Origin of the sequence: Actinoplanes sp. NPDC051859 (assembly GCF_044452725.1) — a bacterium.
GTDB lineage: Bacteria > Actinomycetota > Actinomycetes > Mycobacteriales > Micromonosporaceae > Actinoplanes.
On record NZ_JBITBX010000004.1, the window covers coordinates 594,771 to 612,213 of the forward strand.

The 17,443-nt window shown below is 67.1% G+C and carries 22 protein-coding genes; 10 read left to right on the plus strand and 12 right to left on the minus strand.

Annotated elements, in window-relative coordinates; all coding sequences use genetic code 11:
- Positions 1-211: 211 nt before the first annotated feature.
- Both ACIA1L_RS13755 and ACIA1L_RS13760 read right to left on the minus strand, forming a co-directional pair.
- Complete coding sequence (locus ACIA1L_RS13755) at positions 212-538, minus strand: DUF397 domain-containing protein (protein WP_396072988.1); 327 nt, start codon at positions 536-538, stop codon at positions 212-214.
- Positions 535-1,404: a DUF5753 domain-containing protein gene (locus ACIA1L_RS13760; protein ID WP_396072989.1), complete on the minus strand. Its 870-nt coding sequence runs from the start codon at positions 1,402-1,404 to the stop codon at positions 535-537. The genes ACIA1L_RS13755 and ACIA1L_RS13760 overlap by 4 nt, the downstream gene beginning before the upstream one ends.
- A gap of 493 nt (positions 1,405-1,897) precedes the next feature.
- Between ACIA1L_RS13760 and ACIA1L_RS13765 the strand changes: the two genes are divergently transcribed.
- The 7 genes from ACIA1L_RS13765 (at position 1,898) to ACIA1L_RS13795 (ending at position 8,463) form a co-directional block, all read left to right on the plus strand.
- Positions 1,898-2,563, plus strand: a complete 666-nt coding sequence (locus ACIA1L_RS13765) for a GPP34 family phosphoprotein (protein WP_396072990.1) — start codon at positions 1,898-1,900, stop codon at positions 2,561-2,563.
- 73 nt (positions 2,564-2,636) lie between these two features.
- Entirely contained in the window at positions 2,637-4,148 is a 1,512-nt protein-coding gene (locus ACIA1L_RS13770) for an APC family permease (RefSeq protein WP_396072991.1), read from the plus strand.
- Entirely contained in the window at positions 4,145-4,768 is a 624-nt protein-coding gene (locus ACIA1L_RS13775) for a GNAT family N-acetyltransferase (RefSeq protein WP_396072992.1), read from the plus strand. The genes ACIA1L_RS13770 and ACIA1L_RS13775 overlap by 4 nt, the downstream gene beginning before the upstream one ends.
- 281 nt (positions 4,769-5,049) lie before the next feature.
- A complete protein-coding gene (fxlM, locus tag ACIA1L_RS13780) occupies positions 5,050-6,258 on the plus strand; it encodes a methyltransferase, FxLD system (protein WP_396072993.1) in 1,209 nt (402 codons plus the stop codon).
- A 256-nt stretch (positions 6,259-6,514) separates the two neighbouring features.
- Positions 6,515-7,129 (plus strand): hypothetical protein, encoded by a 615-nt coding sequence (locus tag ACIA1L_RS13785; RefSeq protein ID WP_396072994.1) that lies wholly within the window; start codon positions 6,515-6,517, stop codon positions 7,127-7,129.
- 31 nt (positions 7,130-7,160) lie between these two features.
- Complete coding sequence (locus ACIA1L_RS13790; RefSeq protein WP_396072995.1) at positions 7,161-8,030, plus strand: hypothetical protein; 870 nt, start codon at positions 7,161-7,163, stop codon at positions 8,028-8,030.
- 229 nt (positions 8,031-8,259) lie between these two features.
- A complete protein-coding gene (locus tag ACIA1L_RS13795) occupies positions 8,260-8,463 on the plus strand; it encodes a helix-turn-helix transcriptional regulator (RefSeq protein WP_396072996.1) in 204 nt (67 codons plus the stop codon).
- 89 nt (positions 8,464-8,552) lie between these two features.
- On the opposite strand, the gene ACIA1L_RS13800 is transcribed toward ACIA1L_RS13795, so the two are convergent.
- Positions 8,553-8,774 (minus strand): hypothetical protein, encoded by a 222-nt coding sequence (locus tag ACIA1L_RS13800; RefSeq protein ID WP_396072997.1) that lies wholly within the window; start codon positions 8,772-8,774, stop codon positions 8,553-8,555.
- A 415-nt stretch (positions 8,775-9,189) separates the two neighbouring features.
- Here ACIA1L_RS13800 and ACIA1L_RS13805 point away from each other — a divergent pair, with 415 nt between their 5' ends.
- The 3 genes from ACIA1L_RS13805 to ACIA1L_RS13815 all read left to right on the plus strand — a co-directional run bounded on the left by ACIA1L_RS13805 (position 9,190) and on the right by ACIA1L_RS13815 (position 11,364).
- On the plus strand, positions 9,190-10,119 hold the full coding sequence (locus ACIA1L_RS13805; RefSeq protein WP_396072998.1) for a GH25 family lysozyme: 930 nt from the start codon (positions 9,190-9,192) through the stop codon (positions 10,117-10,119).
- A 64-nt stretch (positions 10,120-10,183) separates the two neighbouring features.
- Positions 10,184-10,447, plus strand: coding sequence for a hypothetical protein (locus tag ACIA1L_RS13810; protein WP_396072999.1), 264 nt, complete (start codon positions 10,184-10,186; stop codon positions 10,445-10,447).
- Between the two features lie 161 nt (positions 10,448-10,608).
- Positions 10,609-11,364: a hypothetical protein gene (locus ACIA1L_RS13815; RefSeq protein WP_396073000.1), complete on the plus strand. Its 756-nt coding sequence runs from the start codon at positions 10,609-10,611 to the stop codon at positions 11,362-11,364.
- Positions 11,365-11,601: 237 nt separating this feature from the next.
- Here ACIA1L_RS13815 and ACIA1L_RS13820 read toward each other — a convergent pair whose 3' ends face one another.
- The 9 genes from ACIA1L_RS13820 to ACIA1L_RS13860 all read right to left on the minus strand — a co-directional run bounded on the left by ACIA1L_RS13820 (position 11,602) and on the right by ACIA1L_RS13860 (position 17,266).
- Positions 11,602-11,937 (minus strand): barstar family protein, encoded by a 336-nt coding sequence (locus ACIA1L_RS13820; protein ID WP_396073001.1) that lies wholly within the window; start codon positions 11,935-11,937, stop codon positions 11,602-11,604.
- Between the two features lie 65 nt (positions 11,938-12,002).
- Positions 12,003-13,292 (minus strand): pre-toxin TG domain-containing protein, encoded by a 1,290-nt coding sequence (locus ACIA1L_RS13825; RefSeq protein WP_396073002.1) that lies wholly within the window; start codon positions 13,290-13,292, stop codon positions 12,003-12,005.
- A gap of 403 nt (positions 13,293-13,695) precedes the next feature.
- Positions 13,696-13,920 (minus strand): hypothetical protein, encoded by a 225-nt coding sequence (locus tag ACIA1L_RS13830; protein WP_396073003.1) that lies wholly within the window; start codon positions 13,918-13,920, stop codon positions 13,696-13,698.
- Positions 13,921-13,961: 41 nt separating this feature from the next.
- Positions 13,962-14,303, minus strand: a complete 342-nt coding sequence (locus ACIA1L_RS13835; protein WP_396073004.1) for a hypothetical protein — start codon at positions 14,301-14,303, stop codon at positions 13,962-13,964.
- An 18-nt stretch (positions 14,304-14,321) separates the two neighbouring features.
- Positions 14,322-14,753, minus strand: coding sequence for a hypothetical protein (locus ACIA1L_RS13840; protein WP_396073005.1), 432 nt, complete (start codon positions 14,751-14,753; stop codon positions 14,322-14,324).
- A complete protein-coding gene (locus ACIA1L_RS13845; protein WP_396073006.1) occupies positions 14,753-15,016 on the minus strand; it encodes a hypothetical protein in 264 nt (87 codons plus the stop codon). The genes ACIA1L_RS13840 and ACIA1L_RS13845 overlap by 1 nt, the downstream gene beginning before the upstream one ends.
- 8 nt (positions 15,017-15,024) lie before the next feature.
- Positions 15,025-15,570, minus strand: coding sequence for a hypothetical protein (locus ACIA1L_RS13850; RefSeq protein ID WP_396073007.1), 546 nt, complete (start codon positions 15,568-15,570; stop codon positions 15,025-15,027).
- Positions 15,567-16,361 (minus strand): hypothetical protein, encoded by a 795-nt coding sequence (locus tag ACIA1L_RS13855; RefSeq protein ID WP_396073008.1) that lies wholly within the window; start codon positions 16,359-16,361, stop codon positions 15,567-15,569. Before ACIA1L_RS13855 ends, ACIA1L_RS13850 begins: the two co-directional genes overlap by 4 nt.
- Entirely contained in the window at positions 16,358-17,266 is a 909-nt protein-coding gene (locus ACIA1L_RS13860) for a PKD domain-containing protein (RefSeq protein ID WP_396073009.1), read from the minus strand. Before ACIA1L_RS13860 ends, ACIA1L_RS13855 begins: the two co-directional genes overlap by 4 nt.
- Positions 17,267-17,443: the final 177 nt, after the last annotated feature.

Consider the following 17,443-nt stretch of genomic DNA (forward strand, 5'->3'; position numbering starts at 1 on the left):
CGACGAGACCGAACATCGGCCCCACCAGAACGTGAAGGAGTAGCCAGTGAGGATCGAGCTTGGCCGCTTGCGGACCAACCGGTCGGACAGCGCAGCCGAGGCGACGGCGCCCGCCGCTTCCACGCAGACGCTTCTGAAAATGTTGATCTCTAGGCCGCAATTTCAGGCAAGGCCGGGGCTAGGTCGCGGTGATCGATCGGCTGCTAGCCGCTTATCCAATGGAGACCAGTTGAATCGTGCACTCGCCGGCGTGGACGGCGGCGGTGAATGCCTCCCACTCGGCCGGGGTGAACGTGAGCATGTGGTCGTCCTTGGCGACGGCGGTGCCCGCACATCCGGGCTGGATCCACCGGTGGGCACCGCCGGAGCCTGCCGCCTGGGTGAAGGTTCCCCACTCCTGGTGGGACATGAGCAGTTCCGGCCCGTCGGGGTTCTTGCTGTCCCGTACGTAGACGCCGTTGTTCTGGATGGACCACTCGACGCAGTTGCCGCCGGATCCACCGGACTTGGTGCTCTTGGTGTATCGCCTGTTCGTCATGCCGGGTACTCCATGATCGGAAGAGCTTGGTGTTGGACATGGTCGAAGATCGTGGCGTAGCGGTCGAGGTCGACTTGTTTCTGCAGGTAGGCGGCCGAGCTGGGGCTGTCGACGTAGACCAGGGGCGGGTCGTCTTCGGGGTCGGCGAAGTCGAGGATGACGAAGGCGGTCTCCATGGCGGCGTGGGCGCCTGCGGCGAACGGCAGGACTTGGATGGTGACGTTCGGCCGGGTCGCGGCTTTGCGCAGTCGTTCGACCTGGTTGGCCATCACGCTCGCACCTCCGACCTGGCGCAGGATGACGGCCTCGTTGAGGACGACGTGCAGCTGCGGCGCGGCGGGCTGGTCTCGGGTGAGGATGGCTTGCCGCTCCATGCGCAGGGCGACGCTGCGGTCGACCTCGGTGGGATCGGCTTCCGGGTTGCGGGCGCGGTAGACCTCGGCCGCGTAGTCAGCGGTCTGCAGCAGTCCGGGGATCAGTTCGGCCTCGTACGTGCGGATATGCGTGGCGGCCGGCTCAACGTCCAGGTAGAGGCTGAACCATTCCGGCACGGCTTCGACGCCGAAGACGTCCCACCAGCTGTCGCTCTGCGAGGCGAGGGCCAAGGTGGTGAGCGCCTGAGTTTCCTGTTCGTCGGCACCGTAGTAGTGGCAGAGGACGGTGACGTCCTGAGGCTTTGCGGAGTTCCGCCCGCCCTCGAGCTTGAACAGCTTCGCGCGGGAGATGCCCAGGCGCCGCTCGGCAACGACCTCATCCACCGACTGGCCTTTGCTTGTGCGCAGCCGGCGGAGGCGGCGTCCGAGTTGACGCCGAACCACCGTGGGACCGGCAACGGGCGCCGACATGTTCGCCTCCTGACTGCTCACCGGCACATTCTGTCTCATCGTGAGACTGCGCACCAAAGCGATTCCAAACGATCATGGAATACTCTTTGAGCGATACTTGTGCTCTGAGAGTATCAGTGCAAGAGTAGATTTCAGTTACGACGTGCAACCACCTCACTACGTGCGCTCACGTTTAGCTGGCTCCAGGCCCTAGACGAGAGCTGCGGAAACAGCAGGAGCGCAGCGACATCGCTCGCCTGCGCTCCTGCTGACCGCTGATCACAGCCAGCTACTGAGCACTTCGCTGTCGCTCCCGGGACCGCTATCCGGCTGTCCACGTCTCCACGCTGGCGAACGCCACGACCCCTGTTCAGGAGGCGCCCCCGTGCACCCGAGCCAGAGCACCACAACTCACCGCCCTGTCGGCCACCCGGCTCCTCACAGGGATCCGACGCCCCGTCATGCCGCCGTTCAGGCTGAAGGCGTCCTAATCGCCGCCGCGGACCCGCCGATGCCGTCCCCAACGATCACCCCGATGGGCCGTGCACGGGTGCCTTCGCGGTGGCCGTTGATCGCCGATGACCTGTTCCGCGTAGCGCATGACGACTGGGGTCGCCTGCGCCTGCACGCCGATGTCGTCGGGGCGGCGTTGGGCGCGGCAGTGCTGGCCGAACTTGTGCTGGAAGGCTTCGCCACCACCGTGGACGGCATGGTTGCTGCGCACCCGGACGGCGAGCCGGTCGACCCGTTCGCCGCGACGGTGCTGCGGTTAATCCGAGCGGAGCGCCGCGCGTGGTCGGTGCGGGACTGGATGAGGTACCTGACCAGCGGGACCATGCCCGGCGGGGACTCGTACGAGCAGGTCACGCGCCGGCTGGCCCTCGCCGGTCACCTGCACACCAAACGCAAGGGCGTCTTCCGCCGCAAACTTCGGTGCACACCTGTCGACGTAAACGCGGCGGCATGGCCCTGGGTGCGGCTGTCCCGCGCGGCACATAGCCAGGAGCGCTTGGACTCCGCCGACACGGTGCTCGCCGGGCTGATCCTGGCCACCGACCTGCACCGCAAAGTCCTCACCGGCGCCGCCGGTGACCTCGAGGACTGGCTGCGCAGCAATGTGGACGACGTTCGCGTCGACTTGCGTGACCTCCTGTACCAGGCGGAGACCGCCGTGGCGGCCGCCGTCACCACAGGCGCCTGACCGGCGACCACCGACAGCACCCACAACCACACCGTCACACCCTCTGCTCCTCCTGCCTCAGGAAGGACTCTGTATGCCCGCGATTCTCACCTCCGCTGCACCGCCGGACGGTGTCGCCTGCGCCCTGGCAAGAGCCCGCCTCGGCGTTGCCCCGCTCGTGACCACGGTGATGGCAGCGGCGGCACCTCTGACCGTGGTGGCCGGTGGTGCGAGCGCCGGCTTTGCGGTCACCGGTAGCACCGGCATCCCCTTGGCCTATCTCGTCGTCGCGGCCATCCTGGCGATCTTCGCCGTCGGCTACACCGCGATGGCCCGACAGATCGTCAACGCGGGCTCGTTCTACTCCTACATCGCTTACGGCCTTGGCCGTCTGTGGGGCATCATGTCCGCGTTCGTCGCCGTCACCGCGTACGCCGTCATGATGGTCGGCCTGTACGGCGGTTTCGGAGTCGTCGCCGCAGCCTTCGCCAAGACCCAAGCAGGCGTGAACCTGCCCTGGTCGGTGTGGGCGATGCTGGTCTGGGCCGTGATCGCCGGGCTGGGCGGACGCCGCATCGACCTGAACAGCCGCATCCTCGCTGTCCTGCTGATCGCGGAGGTCGCGCTAGCGATCGGGCTCGCTGCCGTGCACGTCACCCACCCGGGCGGCGGGACCGTCACCTACACCACGCTGAGCCCGATCGCCCTCTTCGGGTCGTGGGCGGGTGCGGGGGCCGCGCTGGTCACCGGCATCGCCGGGTTCGTCGGCTTCGAAGCCACCACCGTGTATGGCGAAGAGGCCCGCGACCCGCAACGCACCGTGCCCCGCTCCACCTACCTCGCGCTGGCCGTCATCGGTGTCCTCTACGCCGGCTGCGCCTGGGCCATGTCGGTCGCCACCGGCCCCCAGCACATCGTCGCCCGCGCCACCACCGACGGCTCCGAACTGATCTTCACCCTGGCCGCGCCGCATGTGCCCGGATTCATCATCGTTCTAGGGCACCTGCTGTTCATCACCAGCCTGTTCGCCGCCACCCTCGCTTTCCACAACACAGGAGCCCGCTACCTGTTCGCCCTCGGCCGCGAAAGCGTCCTCCCGAGAATCCTCGGCAGCACCAGCCCCCGCACGAAAGCCCCCCTCGCAGGCTCACTCATCCAGACCGGCATCGGGCTCGCCGGCATCACCGTGTACGCGATCGGCGGCTGGGACCCGTTCACCCGCATGTTCTTCTGGCTCACCGTCCTCGGTGGCCTGGGCGTGCTGTTCCTCATGACCGCCACCTCCCTGGCCGTAATGGCCTACTTCTCGCCCCGCCTCCGCCGCCGCCACGGAATCGGCGTGCTGCGCGGCGTCATCTGCCCGGCCATCGCCACGCTCCTGCTCGGCACGGTGGCGGTCGTGACGCTGTCGCAGTTCGCCACACTCCTCGGCGTCGAGCCTGCCTCGTCGGTGCGCTGGCAGCTACCCACGATCTACGCAGCGGTCGCCTGTCTCGGGGTGATCTGGGGCTGCGGGCTTCGGGTGTGGCGCCGCGACGTGTACGCGCAGGTCGGACGGGGCGCCACCCGCACCGCCACCCCCACCGGGAACGGCGTCGCGCGGTGAGCGGCATCGACGCCACCACGATCCGCCCGGCCGAGCTAGACGACCACCAGGCCATCGCCACCCTGCTGTCCGAGGCGTTCCTGCACGCCGACCTCGCCCCTTGGCTGATCGCTGATGAGGACGACCGCGCCCGCATCTACCCCCGCTACTTCGCGTTGCTCGCCGAGCAGGCCCTCGCGAACGGCCACGTCGAGATGACCTGCGACGGGGCCGGTGTCGCCGTCTGGTACATCCACGACGGCACCCCGATCCCCCCTCTGCCCGACTACGGCGCGCAGCTTGCCGACATCACCAAGCCCTACGCCGCACGGTTCGCGGCGCTCGACGACACCATGCACCGCCACCACCCCACCGACGAACCGCACCACTACCTTGCCCTGCTCGCCGTGCACCCGGCCGATCACGGCGGCGGCTACGGCAGTCGGCTTCTCGACCATCACCATGCACAGCTCGACGCGACCGGAACTGCCGCCTACTTGGAGGCCACCGGATACCGCACCGACGCGCTCTACCGCCGGCACGGCTACCAACGCCGCCAGCCGTATCTCATCACCCGCGACTCGCCGGTGCTGCTGCCCATGTGGCGTCCTTCCAGCCCGAAGGCTGGGGAGCGTTCATGACCGCCCTGATGCAGACCGGAATCGCCTGGTACGGCAACAACGAAACCGGCAGCAGACACGACCATTGTCGGTCAATGCGGTACGACCCGCCGCCGACTACCTGGCCCACCAAATCCGTGCTCACCCTGCCGTGCACCTGCGCCCGGTCCCCGACGCACCCGGCATCCGCGCAGCCAGGCGACCGTTGAAGGTCATGCCACGCGCGACGCCGCGCCCCCGCCGAGCACCTCCCACCTATGCAGCCCCGTCCACCGACCCCGTCCACGGAGAAAAGGATTCTGATGACCACGACCCGAGAAGATGACCCCGTCGCTTTGCGCGCCGCCATGGTGGCGTCTCTGCACGCCCAGGACGTGCTGCACTGCGACCGGGTGGCCGCCGCACTGGCGACGGTTCCCCGACACGAGTTCGCCCCGGGTGAGCCGCTGAGAAAGGCGTACGACACGCACACCACCCTCGTTCCGGTGCGGGCCGCGGACGGCACGGAAATCAGCGTTGTCTCGGCCTCGCACATCCAGGCGATCATGCTGGAGCAGGCCCTGATCGAGCCGGGGATGCGGGTGCTGGAGGTCGGCTCGGGCGGCTATAACGCGGCGCTGATCGCGGAGATGGTCGGCCCGTCCGGACAGGTCACCACGGTCGACATCGACCCGATCGTCATCGAGCGGGCCCGAACGTGCCTCGCCGCTACCGGTTACGAGCGGGTCAACGTCGTGCTTGCCGACGCGGATGCCGGGGTGCCTGAGCACGCCCCGTACGACCGGATCATTGTCACCGTCGGCGCCTGGGACATCCCACCGGCCTGGCTCGACCAGTTGTCCGGCACGGGCCGGATTGTGTTGCCGCTGCGCTTCGCCGGGATATCCCGGCTGATCGCGTTCGACCGCACCGGCGACTTCCTGACCGCCGCCGACTACCGGCTCGGCGCGTTCGTGGCGATGCAGGGCGACGGAGAGACTAGCGAAAGGCTCGTCACGATCACCGACGACATCGGCCTCTACCTCGACCCGCAGCACACCCCGTCGTTCGACGTGTCCGCCCTGCGGCAGGCGCTGCACGGCCCGCGCATCGACCTGTGGGCCGGCACCGAGTTCGACATGCCCGACGAGCTGGCCTTGTTCCTGCTCACCAACGGCGGCGAGCAGATGGTGATGCTGCACGCCGCACAGCAGGCCATCGACGACGGCCTCGTCGAGCCCGCCGTCCGGCACGGCATGCCGGTCCTGGTGCGCGGCGGCAGTTTCGCCTACCGCCTCAAGCGCGACAGCGCCGACTTCGGCAGCAAGTTCGAGGCCGGTGTCCGCGCGCACGGCCCCGACGCCGCAGCCGTCGGCGATGAGTTCCTGACGTTGGTGCGCCAGTGGGGCGGCGAATACTTCCGCCGCAACGCCGCCCGCATCCAATACCACCCAACCGGCGCGAACAGCACCATCCCGGCCGGGTGGAAGACCGTCAAGCGGCACGGGACGCTCACCGTCACCTGGCCCTGACCATCAGTTTCCGGCCCGCCACCCGGCCCGCCCGGATGGTCGTTAGTCGCCATCGATGAACAGTTGCACCGTAGCAATCACTTAGTACGCATGTTCTAATCGGCCTCTGTCGACCGCTTCGATCATCGAATGCGGACTGCGCGCAGCGCTGCAGCCGACGCGCAGTGCAATACATATTGCATGTTTCGCGTAATCTGTCCACGTTGGTCCTTTTTGCAACGTGCAAGGCCCACACCCCTCCCCGTGAAGGAAGACCATGTTGTATCCCAAGATCGGACGCGCACGGCTGTTTGCCGTGGTGGCCGTCGCGGTCCTTGCGCTCGTCGGATCGACTCCCGGCGTTGCGCTGGCCGTCGTCCCGTACGGCGTCGATCAGCCCATCTACAAAGGCCCGAACTACTCGTATGGCGAAGCCAGCTGGGACCAGGCAATCGACAACCTGGGATCGCTGGAGGCACACCCCGGAGGCGCGTTCGCCAGCAGCCACTGCCTGGCGACGATCTTCGACTGGAAAACGGCCGACAGCGAGCACTTCGACGCGCGGATCGCGAAGACCTGCAAGTCGTCGATCCACATCGACGGCAACAGCAATGACTCCTACCAGCCCGGCAGCACTCATCGCTGGCTGACCGGCATGGTCAAGTTCGGCGCCTGCTACGGCCCGGTGAACGCCACCAACACCACGGCATCGAACTGCAACGACTTCTGGTCTGCCGACCGGACCGTTTACCGCGACGAGGACATCTTCGGCGACGCGACCGGCCCCAACGCCAACGTGCCGAACCAGTGCGCCCGCTCATGGCGTGTCGACGTCAACGGCACCGCCGTTCTCTACAACAGCGGCGGCATCTCGAGCTCGTGCAGCAGCTGACCCATATCCCCGACTCCGAAAGACACAGGTCATGAAGAAGATCATCACGGCGGGTGCGGCGCTGACCATCGGCGCGTTCACCGCCGGTTGCGCAAATTCGGTCGCCGCCGGCGCCCCGGCTGAGCCAGCCGCCGCCGCGCAGGGCCGCAGCCTATTCGAGCAAGTCAGCCTCAGCCTCTACGGCTCGGCCGACGACCGGCTCGCCGCCGAGAAGGACGTCGCCGCACGCTTCCAGGGCGCCCTGGCCCGATGTATGAAGGAAAAGGGCTTCACCTACCAGCAGGCCCCCTCCGAGCAGCAGAACGGCGGCCCGATCGCGCCCGGAGACCTCGCCAGCATCACCGAGATCACCGGTGACTTCGGCATCGCCACCGCCAAGCGCAACCAGGCCGAAGTGGCCGACAAACTGCGCGCTATGAACGCGAGCAGCACGATGACTGCCGAGGAGGAAGCCGCCTACGGCAAGGCCCTGGGCAACTGCACCCCGGAAGCGTCCAAGCAGCAGCCTTTCACCCCCACAGGCCAGGGCGACCTGATGAAGTGGCTGACCACTACCTTCCGCGAGGTGGAGAAAACACCCGCCGTCGCCGACGCCCTCGACACGTACGTTCCCTGCATGAGCAAGGCTGGGATTCAGACAAAGTCGTACTTCACCACCTACCAGCAGACCCTCGACAGATTCCCGCGAGCGGATCTCGGCTTGGCGTCGATGCAGGCCGACCCGAAGTGGCAGGAGGCCGTCGAGTTCGAGAAGAAGGCCGCCGCCGCGGATGCCGCCTGCCGCCGCCCAGCGCAGGAACAGGCTTTCGCCACCGCTGCCCCGGAGCTACAACAGTTCGTGACCAAGAACCGGGCGCAACTCGACGCCGCTCGAACGGCCTGGACCCAACTGAGCGAATAGCGCTCAGGTGCGGAATGCGGCTGGCCTGCCACCGGCAGGCCTGCCGACTCCGTCTTCGACACTTCGCCGCTACATACTCGACTCCGGCATGCCGCGATCGCCGCGCACGCCACGATGGCAGTCCGCCGCAACCCGCAACCCGCAGCCCGGATCCGCGTTCCGCCCCAGCCATACTTGACTGTCGCACACTGGTTGCACGACAGGTTGACTCTTGACTACTATACCGGCTGTGGCGACGAAGAAGTTGCAGCTCGTAGGAGCGCATGAAATCCGCAGGATGCTCGGCGAGATCAGCCGGCAACGCGTGTACCAACTCACCAGCCGACGAGACTTCCCGGCACCGATCGCCGAGCTGGCGATGAGCAACGTGTGGCTTGCCGCCGACGTCGAAACGTGGATCGCTGAGCGGCCATCTCGCGCCGACAGAAGCTGATCGAGCGACACCAAACGCAGCCGCTGCTCTGCGCCACGCCAGCCCGGCACCGCACGTCGGGCAAACTATCGAGCCCGGCGCAGGGCATCTCAGCTTCGCCGCGTGTCGAGCAGGTCGCCGAGCGCAGCCTGGAACTCGCGGAGCGCGGCGACGTCGCGCGCGGTCCAGTTACGGACGGCACCCGGCGGACCCGGATCGATCGGAACCCCGGAGGCGAGCACGACGCTGAACGCGTCCAGATACCGCCTGGCCGCCGCCACGTACCGGGCACGCGGCAGCGGTTCCTCGCGCTCCGATCGAGTGTGCCCCACCCACGCGATCGTACATTTGTTCTAAATCTAGGTGGCGGGTGCCCTCGTAGGCTCTTCGCTGGTCGGGCTGTCGAGAGGCCCGCCGGAGCCGGCGAGCCTCTATGATGTGCGGTCAGTGGCCTGCGGAACGGGCTCAGCCCCACCTGCCGCGCGGCCGTGGCCGGCAGCCCGTTCGGTGACCTCGCCGACGCGCTCGACTCTTCCCTCCCCGCGCGACGCTCGCAACCCGCTTAGTCGCGGCTGTGGATAACCTGTGGGAACAGGCTGGCGTCGCGCCCGTGACCAGCGACGACAGCCGGACGATGGTGAGATCACCGACCGCGCCGCGACCGGCCACAAAATGCGTCGCACCCTCGCGTTACAGTGTGATCACTGCCCCCCAAGCAGTCGCTCCACTCTCGACGAGAGGAGCGCTGTGGCCGAGCCCATCACCTGGCTCGTCGACATCTCACACTGGCAGGGCGACATCGACATCGCCCAGATCGCCCGTGAGGGATATTCAGCGTGCGTATGCAAGGCGACCGAGGGCACCAACTACAAGGACCCGACATTCGACCGCAACATCACCGCGGTGATCAAGGCGGGCATGATCCCGGGCGCCTACCACTATCTGCGTGCCGGTGACGGCGCCGCGCAGGCCCGCCACTTCTATCAGCAGGTCCGCCAGCTCGGCGGCCCCGACGGCTGGCTAATCCAGTTCGACGCCGAGTCCGACGGCTACGGCACCGAAATGACCGCCTGGGCCGCGGAGTGGAGCCGGCTGACCGGCAACCATCCGTTCTTCATCTACTCGGGCAGCTGGTGGTGGCCGCGCACCAGGGGATTCCGCGGCGCGGACCTCACTCCGCTGCTGTGGCATTCGCACTATGTGGACGGCAGCGACTACGGGTCGGTGCTGTACCGCAAGGTGCCCGCCTCGTGGTGGATGCCCGGCTACGGCGGTTGGCCGAAGGCCACCATCCTGCAGTTCTCGTCGTCCGGCAAGGTTGCCGGCCGCCGGATCGACGTTGACGCGTTCCGCGGCACCGTCACCCAGCTACGCGCGCTCACCCGCACCCCGACGCCGGCTCCGGCGCAGCCCGCCACACCGACACCGCCGCCCAAGCCGATGCCGCAGATCCTCCGGGAGCTGCCGGTGTTGCGCCGCGGCGCGAGCGGCGCCGGTGTCCGCGTCCTGCAAGCACTGCTCCGCGTCCGCGGCCAGCACCTGGCCCTCGACGGGCAATTCGGGACGGCCACCGAGACCGCCGTCCAGGCCGTCCAACGCGGCGCCGGGCTCGCCGTCGACGGGGTGGCCGGTGCCAGCGTCTACGCCGTCCTGCTGCTCGGCACTAACCCCACCTGACCCCGGTAGCGGCACTGGTGCCGCTACCGGCTATCCATCCCGTCACCCTCGCAAGGGAGTACGCATGGTTCCGCAGAATCCGACCGCGGTCGGCGTCGTGGTCTCCACAACGATCAAGGCCGTCCTGGTCGCTGTCGCCGCCCTCAACATCCTGCCGCTCGACGATGACCAGATCACCGCGGTCACCCTCGCCCTGGCCGCCGTCGCTGACCTCGGCGTTTATTTCGGCTGGGTCAAGCCGCGCGTCGACGACCAGGTGGCCACCGCGCTGGCCACGCCGCCGCCGGGCATCACGCCCCGGTCGCCGCGCACCCGCGGCGACCTCTGACCCCGGTTATCGAACACCAGGAAAGGAGCCGACCATGGGCCAGCCGCTTTGCGGCGACCGTAACCCCCTCGACCACGCTGGTGAACCCGTCGACGACGGCTGGGACACCGAGTCCCCGCCCGCCGACGGCCCGGCAGACCCGCAGACAGGAGGTGACAAGGATGGCGTGGATTCTGGTGGCAGCCCTACGCAGTCTCTTTAGCGAGTTCAACAAGCGGGCACCCCGCCGCAGGAAGGCCAGTGACGGGTCTATCGGCAACCAGGCACACGCCGTAGAAGAGTCGGATCACAACCCGGACGAGACCGGCCTCACGCCGACGGAGGACGCAGACTCGATTGACGAGGTCCACGCAGTCGACGTGGATGCGGACCTGCGTGAGCCGGGCTGGTCGATGGACCGGTGCGTCCAGATCATCGTCAACCGGCACCGACAGGGGCTCGACGACCGGCTCGAATACGTGATCTGGAACCGCAAGATCTGGGCGCGGTCGTGGGGCTGGACCGCCCGCGCCTACCACGGCGACAACCCGCATACCGGGCACGCGCATTTTTCCGCCCGCTACACCACCGCCCAGGAGAACAACACCCGCCCGTGGGGCCTACTCGAGGAGGACGACGTGACCAAGAGCGAGTTCATCAGCTGGATGACGGAGTGGGCGCGCAGCAGCGCCGGCCGCGACGCCCTGGCCACCGCGGTGCTGGCCTACGATCCGGGCAAGGACGCCACTGGCAAGGTGCCCGGCGCTGCCGTGGTCAACCCTAACGACGACGCCACCACCAACCCTACTGTGAGGCCAGCCTGGGCGCTGCACCGAGCAGTCATCGCCTCGAATGTGGGCCACGACATTCGCAATCGAGTCGACAAGCTCCAGACCGGCGTGGCGACGCTCCTGCAGCGCAGCGCACCGCCGAGCTGATAAGGCGTTTCGCTTCTTTGATCTAGCATGAAGGACGGGTGGTTGGCAGCTCGCCGCCACCGCACAATTCGGGCCTCGGGCGGCGACGGCTCTGGCGCATCACATAGTTCCCTACGCAGCGATTCGCGGAAGAGCCACACGCCTGAAGTGGATACATCCCGAGAACAGCAACCCAGGTAGGCGTCTGTCAAGAATGCCGAGATGGAGTCCTGTCGGCGACAGGCTCACAATCCACCTTTAAAGATATATCACTTCGCAGTAATCGCTAGCATAGCATCCGTATTTTTCGGAATATTTGTCAAACAGTTCCCGGAGCTTCCGGGAATCTTCGGGCAAAGCCTCGACCAGATTTGCCCAACCGATAAAGGTGATTCGCTTCGGCAAGGGAACCAGCCCCCTGATCGCGTCCCAGAAAGCATCCCAGTTATGGCCGTACCATAGCGGGAATTGCAGTTCTTTGCGCAGCAGCTCATGCAGCTGTCGAGCGCTGGAAACTCCGTGCAAATCAATGCAGATTTGCTCGGGTACCTCCATTTCTTCTTCTTCGTCAATTTCGGTGGGTTCGCTATTCATGCCGCGGCTCCTACAAGTGGTCGAGGCAGGCGGACAGCCTGCCTCGACCTATCAAATACTCCTAGTTACTTGTACGTTCCTACATAATATACCGTCTGGTAGTGATCGGTAGATACGTATAGCAGCCCGTCACTGGAGTACAGAAGGCGGTCACCTGGATTGTTCTTGCGTTTCTTGGCGTAATCTTGCCCGATGTCGGCCTCGTACCAAGTGCGGCCTTCGGCGTTGGGCAGAACATTTTCTTTGTTTCCGAAGACATCGCCTCCGAGCGATTTTCCTGGTGCCTTCGGGGCGAGTGCCGCACCCTTTTCCCAACCGTACATCGCCCTGGCTTCATCCTGTGTGATGAAGTGAGGCGGGAGCTTTCCGGTGGTGCGCAGGCTGTCCACCATCCCGTTGGCCTTCTCGATGACCTCCAGGGTGCCGCGGAGACGGAAGCCATTGAAAGCTGCGTCTGCCCCTTTGTAGATCGGCTTGACGAGACGGAAGACAATCAGCCCCCCGAGAACCCGCGACAGCGGATCCACATCGCCGCCGGTCACGAGGTTCTGGCCCGTAGCCGCTTCCTGAAGGCCCTTAACGTCGCCCACGCCCGGAATGAAGTCGAGGAAAAGAGATGCGTACTCTTCCTCCTGGACCAGCAGGTCCTCGATCCGGTACTGGTCCACCATCTCTACCGGAAGTTGGTACTTTTCCCACGATCTGAAATGATTCGATAGGCTTTTGATGGATTTGTTCATCCCGGCGACGGAATCGTTCGTTTGCCGCATTGCAACGTTGAGGTTGTCCACCGCGGCATTCATCTCATTGATGCCGACGGTGATTTCCTGAACGCCTACGTTCAGCTCGGCCATCCCCTCGTTGGCCACGTCGATGGCCTGCTTCGTTTCGACGAGAGAGCGATTGACCTTCTCCAAGGCGACTATATTCTGCGCCATCGCTTTGTTGATGCCATCAACATGGCCGTTGAGTTCGTCGAGTGTCTTCGACGCCTCAGGTACCAGCTTTGCCATTCCGGTGATGGCCTCACCGAAGTCGGCGAACGCCTGAAGCCCGGCGCGAAGCGCCTCCATCGTGCTTAGCGTCCGGCCTGCTTTTTGATCCAGTGTAGCCTTCATTAATTGCAGGTCGGCTTGCATAGCCTGCAAGTTTTGCTGACTTTCCTGCCAACGCGCCTGATTCTCCTTGCCCCAGGCGGAGAGGTCCCGGTGCAGATCTGCGTTGAGAGCCCGCAATGCACTAAAGGTCTTGACATAGTGCATGAGTTCAAAGTTGGTGCCCGTGATCGTCAGACCGGCTTGGAGAGCGCAATCCTTGAATCGCGTGTAGCGGTCCGCCCAGGCTTCCGCCGTCATGCCGACGATGAAGCAGCCTGTGACCGCTACAGCCGGGAATCCTGAATCCTGGACGCATTGGCGCAACGCTGGGAGATGCAGAAGGGTGGACCCGCTGCGGGCCTCGACCTTCGCTACGCACGTCCGTAGCTTGCCAATGACGGATTCACTGTTGGTGGTAGATGCCGCCACCGGTCGCGGCGCGGCTAGCGCGCCTGAAGGTGATGCGACACCGAGGACGGTCAATAGCACCACGAGCGGTGCTATTCGTCGAAAGAGCATGGACATCCCCCGAAGTAGTCGTGAACTCGACCAGGCATGTTACTGACCGGTAGGTCAAGAAAGTTGCCAGCAGGGTGACACTTGTGACCGCCGTCTCGACGACCGGTAGCTGCGTACGCCGGAGCCGATAGTCGCGCGAGGGCTACCGCATGTGCCCGTCCAAGGCGCGGGCGAACGTGTCATCGACTTCGTCGTCGGACCACTCATCGCGCTCGCCGAGGTCCGTGCCTGACGGTGGGGCGTATAGCGCAGCGTCGAACTTCGCGACCTCGCTGTCTAGTGCGTCGCCGATCCACCAGGCGTAGATCAGGTTTAGTAGCGACGGCAGCGGCAGTTCGAGCGGGTCGCGGCCGCCCCTGAGAAGCATCTGGCCGTGGAAAACCGGCCAGCGGGCGACAGCCAGCTGAATCAGCCGCCACCCGACCCAGTAGGGGAACCCGACCACTGCTCACACACGTACTCGAAGATCTGCATGGCGTGCTCGAAGTCGAAATCGTCGCGGGTGTTCAGCAGCCGGCGGCGGAACACCATCAGTGACGCCGGATCCAGAGTCTGCTCGAAAAAGTCCAGGACGGCGGCGACCTGGTCCTGTTCGCTGCGATGCGACGACGCCGCCGCAACCAGGTACGCCACCTGCGCGTTCTTCGGCGCCTGACACACCATCTGCACCCCGTCGAGCACGAACTCGACCGCCGGCAGCCGCGCCCCAGTGTCGGAGGCGACTTTCGTACTCGTGGTGAATTCCCGCATCCTTGTTCTCCCCTTTCCTCAGCGGCGCACGATCCGGAACCCGGACCGGGGCCCTTCGTGCTCCATCGCTTCGCGTAGCCACGGCTGCGCCCGCGTGCCCGGGTGACGCACGACCGTGGTGAAGACGACCTGCCCGCCGGCCTCGAAGCGCAGCACCCCGCCATGGCGGCGTGGCCGGATCGTGTGCGGGCCGGTGCCGTCGTGCACGTGTGCGGCGTATTCGACGTCGTTGGTGACCAGCCCGTACACGGTGCCGTGCCGCACCCCGACTTCTTCGCGGTGCGCCGAGCGCAGCCGGCCGCTGTCGACCGGGCAGGTCAGCACCGACCGGGTACGGACCCTGCGGGCGACCTGCCGCACGAAGGTGAGGACCGGCCCGACCGGGCCGGTGAGCAGCCGGCGGATTTCCGGCTGGAACAGGTCCAGGCGGGCCTTGACCGTGACGGCCATCAGCGTCGACGCGGTCCGCGACCCGGCCGGGCACCGTCTGCAGCAGCGTCAGAACCCTGACCACCGTCACCGGTGCTGGGCTGGTCTGCCGGCCCCGCCGGATGCGACCCGTCGTCGTGCGGCGCCAACGGGGTGGGCAGCAGCTCGTAGCGGCCGGCCGCGACCATGGCGGCCAGGTACGGACCCCACCTCACCGTCACAGCCGCCCCGTCCGCGATACCGGGCATCGGCCACCGCGCCCGCACCGTCACCACTTCACCCATTGCCGGTATCACCAGGCACCTCCATCGTCGACACACATCACGGTCAGCACCGTCAGCAGGAGCTCTTGGCCGACGCAGCCGCCGGACGGCCCGACCGACGACTGCTCCGCCATGAACACCTCGTCCACGCCGTCCACGCGGCGCAGGTCGCGCAGGACGCTCCGGCGGATCCGCGCGGCGTCGTCGGCCAGCGTGCGCGCCGCATCCTCCAAGAGTTCGTCGGCGGGCGGGTTGCCGTAGTCGTCGGCGGACGGCGCGCAGCGGGCGCTACCCGCCCCGAGTTCGACCGCCCAGGACACGCCGTCGTCGCAGCCGTCGCCGACCGCCGTGCCGCGCGGGTTCGGAAACTCCGCCGCGGTGGTCGGATACACCCGCACGATGCGCACCCACGCCTGCCCGGCGCAGCAGTCGTCGATCGCGACGTCGCGGCCGGGCACCACCGCGCACGACGCGGGCGCCCCACCGACCGCGTCGGCCAGCGCGGCCCGCAGCAGCGACCGCAGCCCGGTCGCGATCGGCCACGCCACCTCATCAGCGGTTACCGGCGCGGTCACGACGTGCGCCTGCGCGGGCCGGGCAGGTCCGGTGACCAGACCACACTGTCGCGGGGCAGGCCGTGCGGGTTGACCGCGGCGAGCCACCCGTCGACCTCCGGGATCCCGGTCATGCCGTCACGGGCCAGCTTGGCCGGGTCGACGAACTCGGTGTGCACGCCTTGACGCACGATCGCCGACACCCGGCGCGGGAGCCGGCACTTCGCGTCGCCGACCGCGGCCCGCGCAATCTCGCACGCCAGCTGGCCGCCCGCCCACCGGCCCGCCGCCGGCACCGGCACCCCCCGGACGTAGGTAACCGTGAACGCGCCCGGCTGGTCGTCGGCGATGGTCAGGTCCTGCTGGGCCGGCCACGACGCGCCGTCGGTGCGCAGCAACCACCGCCGGTTGTCGACCCGGTACGCCGCAGCCGGCAACACCTTCCCGTCGACGCGGACCTCGAGGACCTGGTAGACGCCACCGGGCAGGCTCACCTGCACCGCCCGGTCACAACCGCACCCGGCAGCAGGCCCAAGGCCGGGACAGCCGCAGAACGACGTCCAGCCGGGCAGCTCCGGGGACAGGTACAGCTCCCAGCGCCGCCACCGCGGCATGTCCGGATGCCCCCGCGGGATCGGCCGGACCGTGGTCGGGCACACCCCGAACTGGCGGCCCGACAGCATCCGCAACAACTGCCCGGCCACCACCGCGGCCAGCTCCCGCACCGACACCGGGAACTCGTCCCAACCGGTGCACTGCCGCACGTCGACCGGCCACCCGCATTGGTCTTCCGGCGTGGTGGGGCCGGTCATGCGACGGCGATGGACAGGAACCGCTGACCGCCCGAACCGGTGTCGGTGGCCGTCACCAGGTACGTGCCCGCCTCGGCATAATCGTGGCTCGCCGTGACACCGACCGCAGGCCCAGGCGTCACCCAGCCGTCACCCCAGTCCAGGGTGTAGCCGCCGGCCGGGCCGGCGTAGGTGGCGGTGAACGTCGCCTTCAACCCGTTCGCCGCCACCGTCCCGTCGGCCGGCCGTGGCACCAGCCCGGCGGTCGGAGCGGGCGGCGGCAGGGTGGTCCAGTCCAGGTGCAGCAGGTCCTGCTCGCCCATCGGGTCCGTCAACGCCACCACCCCGGTCGGGCGCAGATACACCGGGTACGGGCCGATCCCCCATTCCGGGTTCTCCACGGCCTTGCCGGTCAGGGTGAAGTTCGCGGTGCCGTTCTCGATGGTGAAGTCGCCGATCTGCCCGTCGAGGATCTGCGGCAGCAGGAAATAGCCGAAGCGGGGCCTGCGGTTCACTGCCGATCCCGAGCAGCGTTTCTGCGCGGTTCCGGACCACAGTTCGAGGGCGACTGCGCTGTCTTGGTTGACCGCGGAGGTCACCCGTAGGCCGGTGCTCGTGCCGGTCTCGTCGACGACGATCGGAGAGCCGGTGAACAGCGAGTACAGCTCCGGGTCGACCCGGCACGCCGTGACGGTCACGTTGTAGAACTTGATCCGCCGGCGCGCCGGAACGTACACGCACGAGTCCCCGTTGGCGTCGCGCTGATCGATCTCCTCACCATCGTCGACCTCGGCCGAATACTCGACCGACACGAAACCCTTCGTGACGACCTGCACCGGCCACCCGCCCGCGCCCACGACGGGATCACCGCACGGGCCGAGCTTGGTCGCCCGCAACATCTTGCCCTTGACAGGAGTATCAGTCACCGCAGCCATCTGGCACGTCCTCAACTTCTCAGGAGGTCGGTGCCCGGCCCGAAGCCAGCGGCGATCTTCAATCGTCAGAATATCGCATGTTCACCTGAGTCCCGCGCCACCGGCTCGGCCGCCGCGGGGTCTCCCCGATGCGGTGCAAGCTGTGCGAGCCGGCGCTGCCGGGCGCAT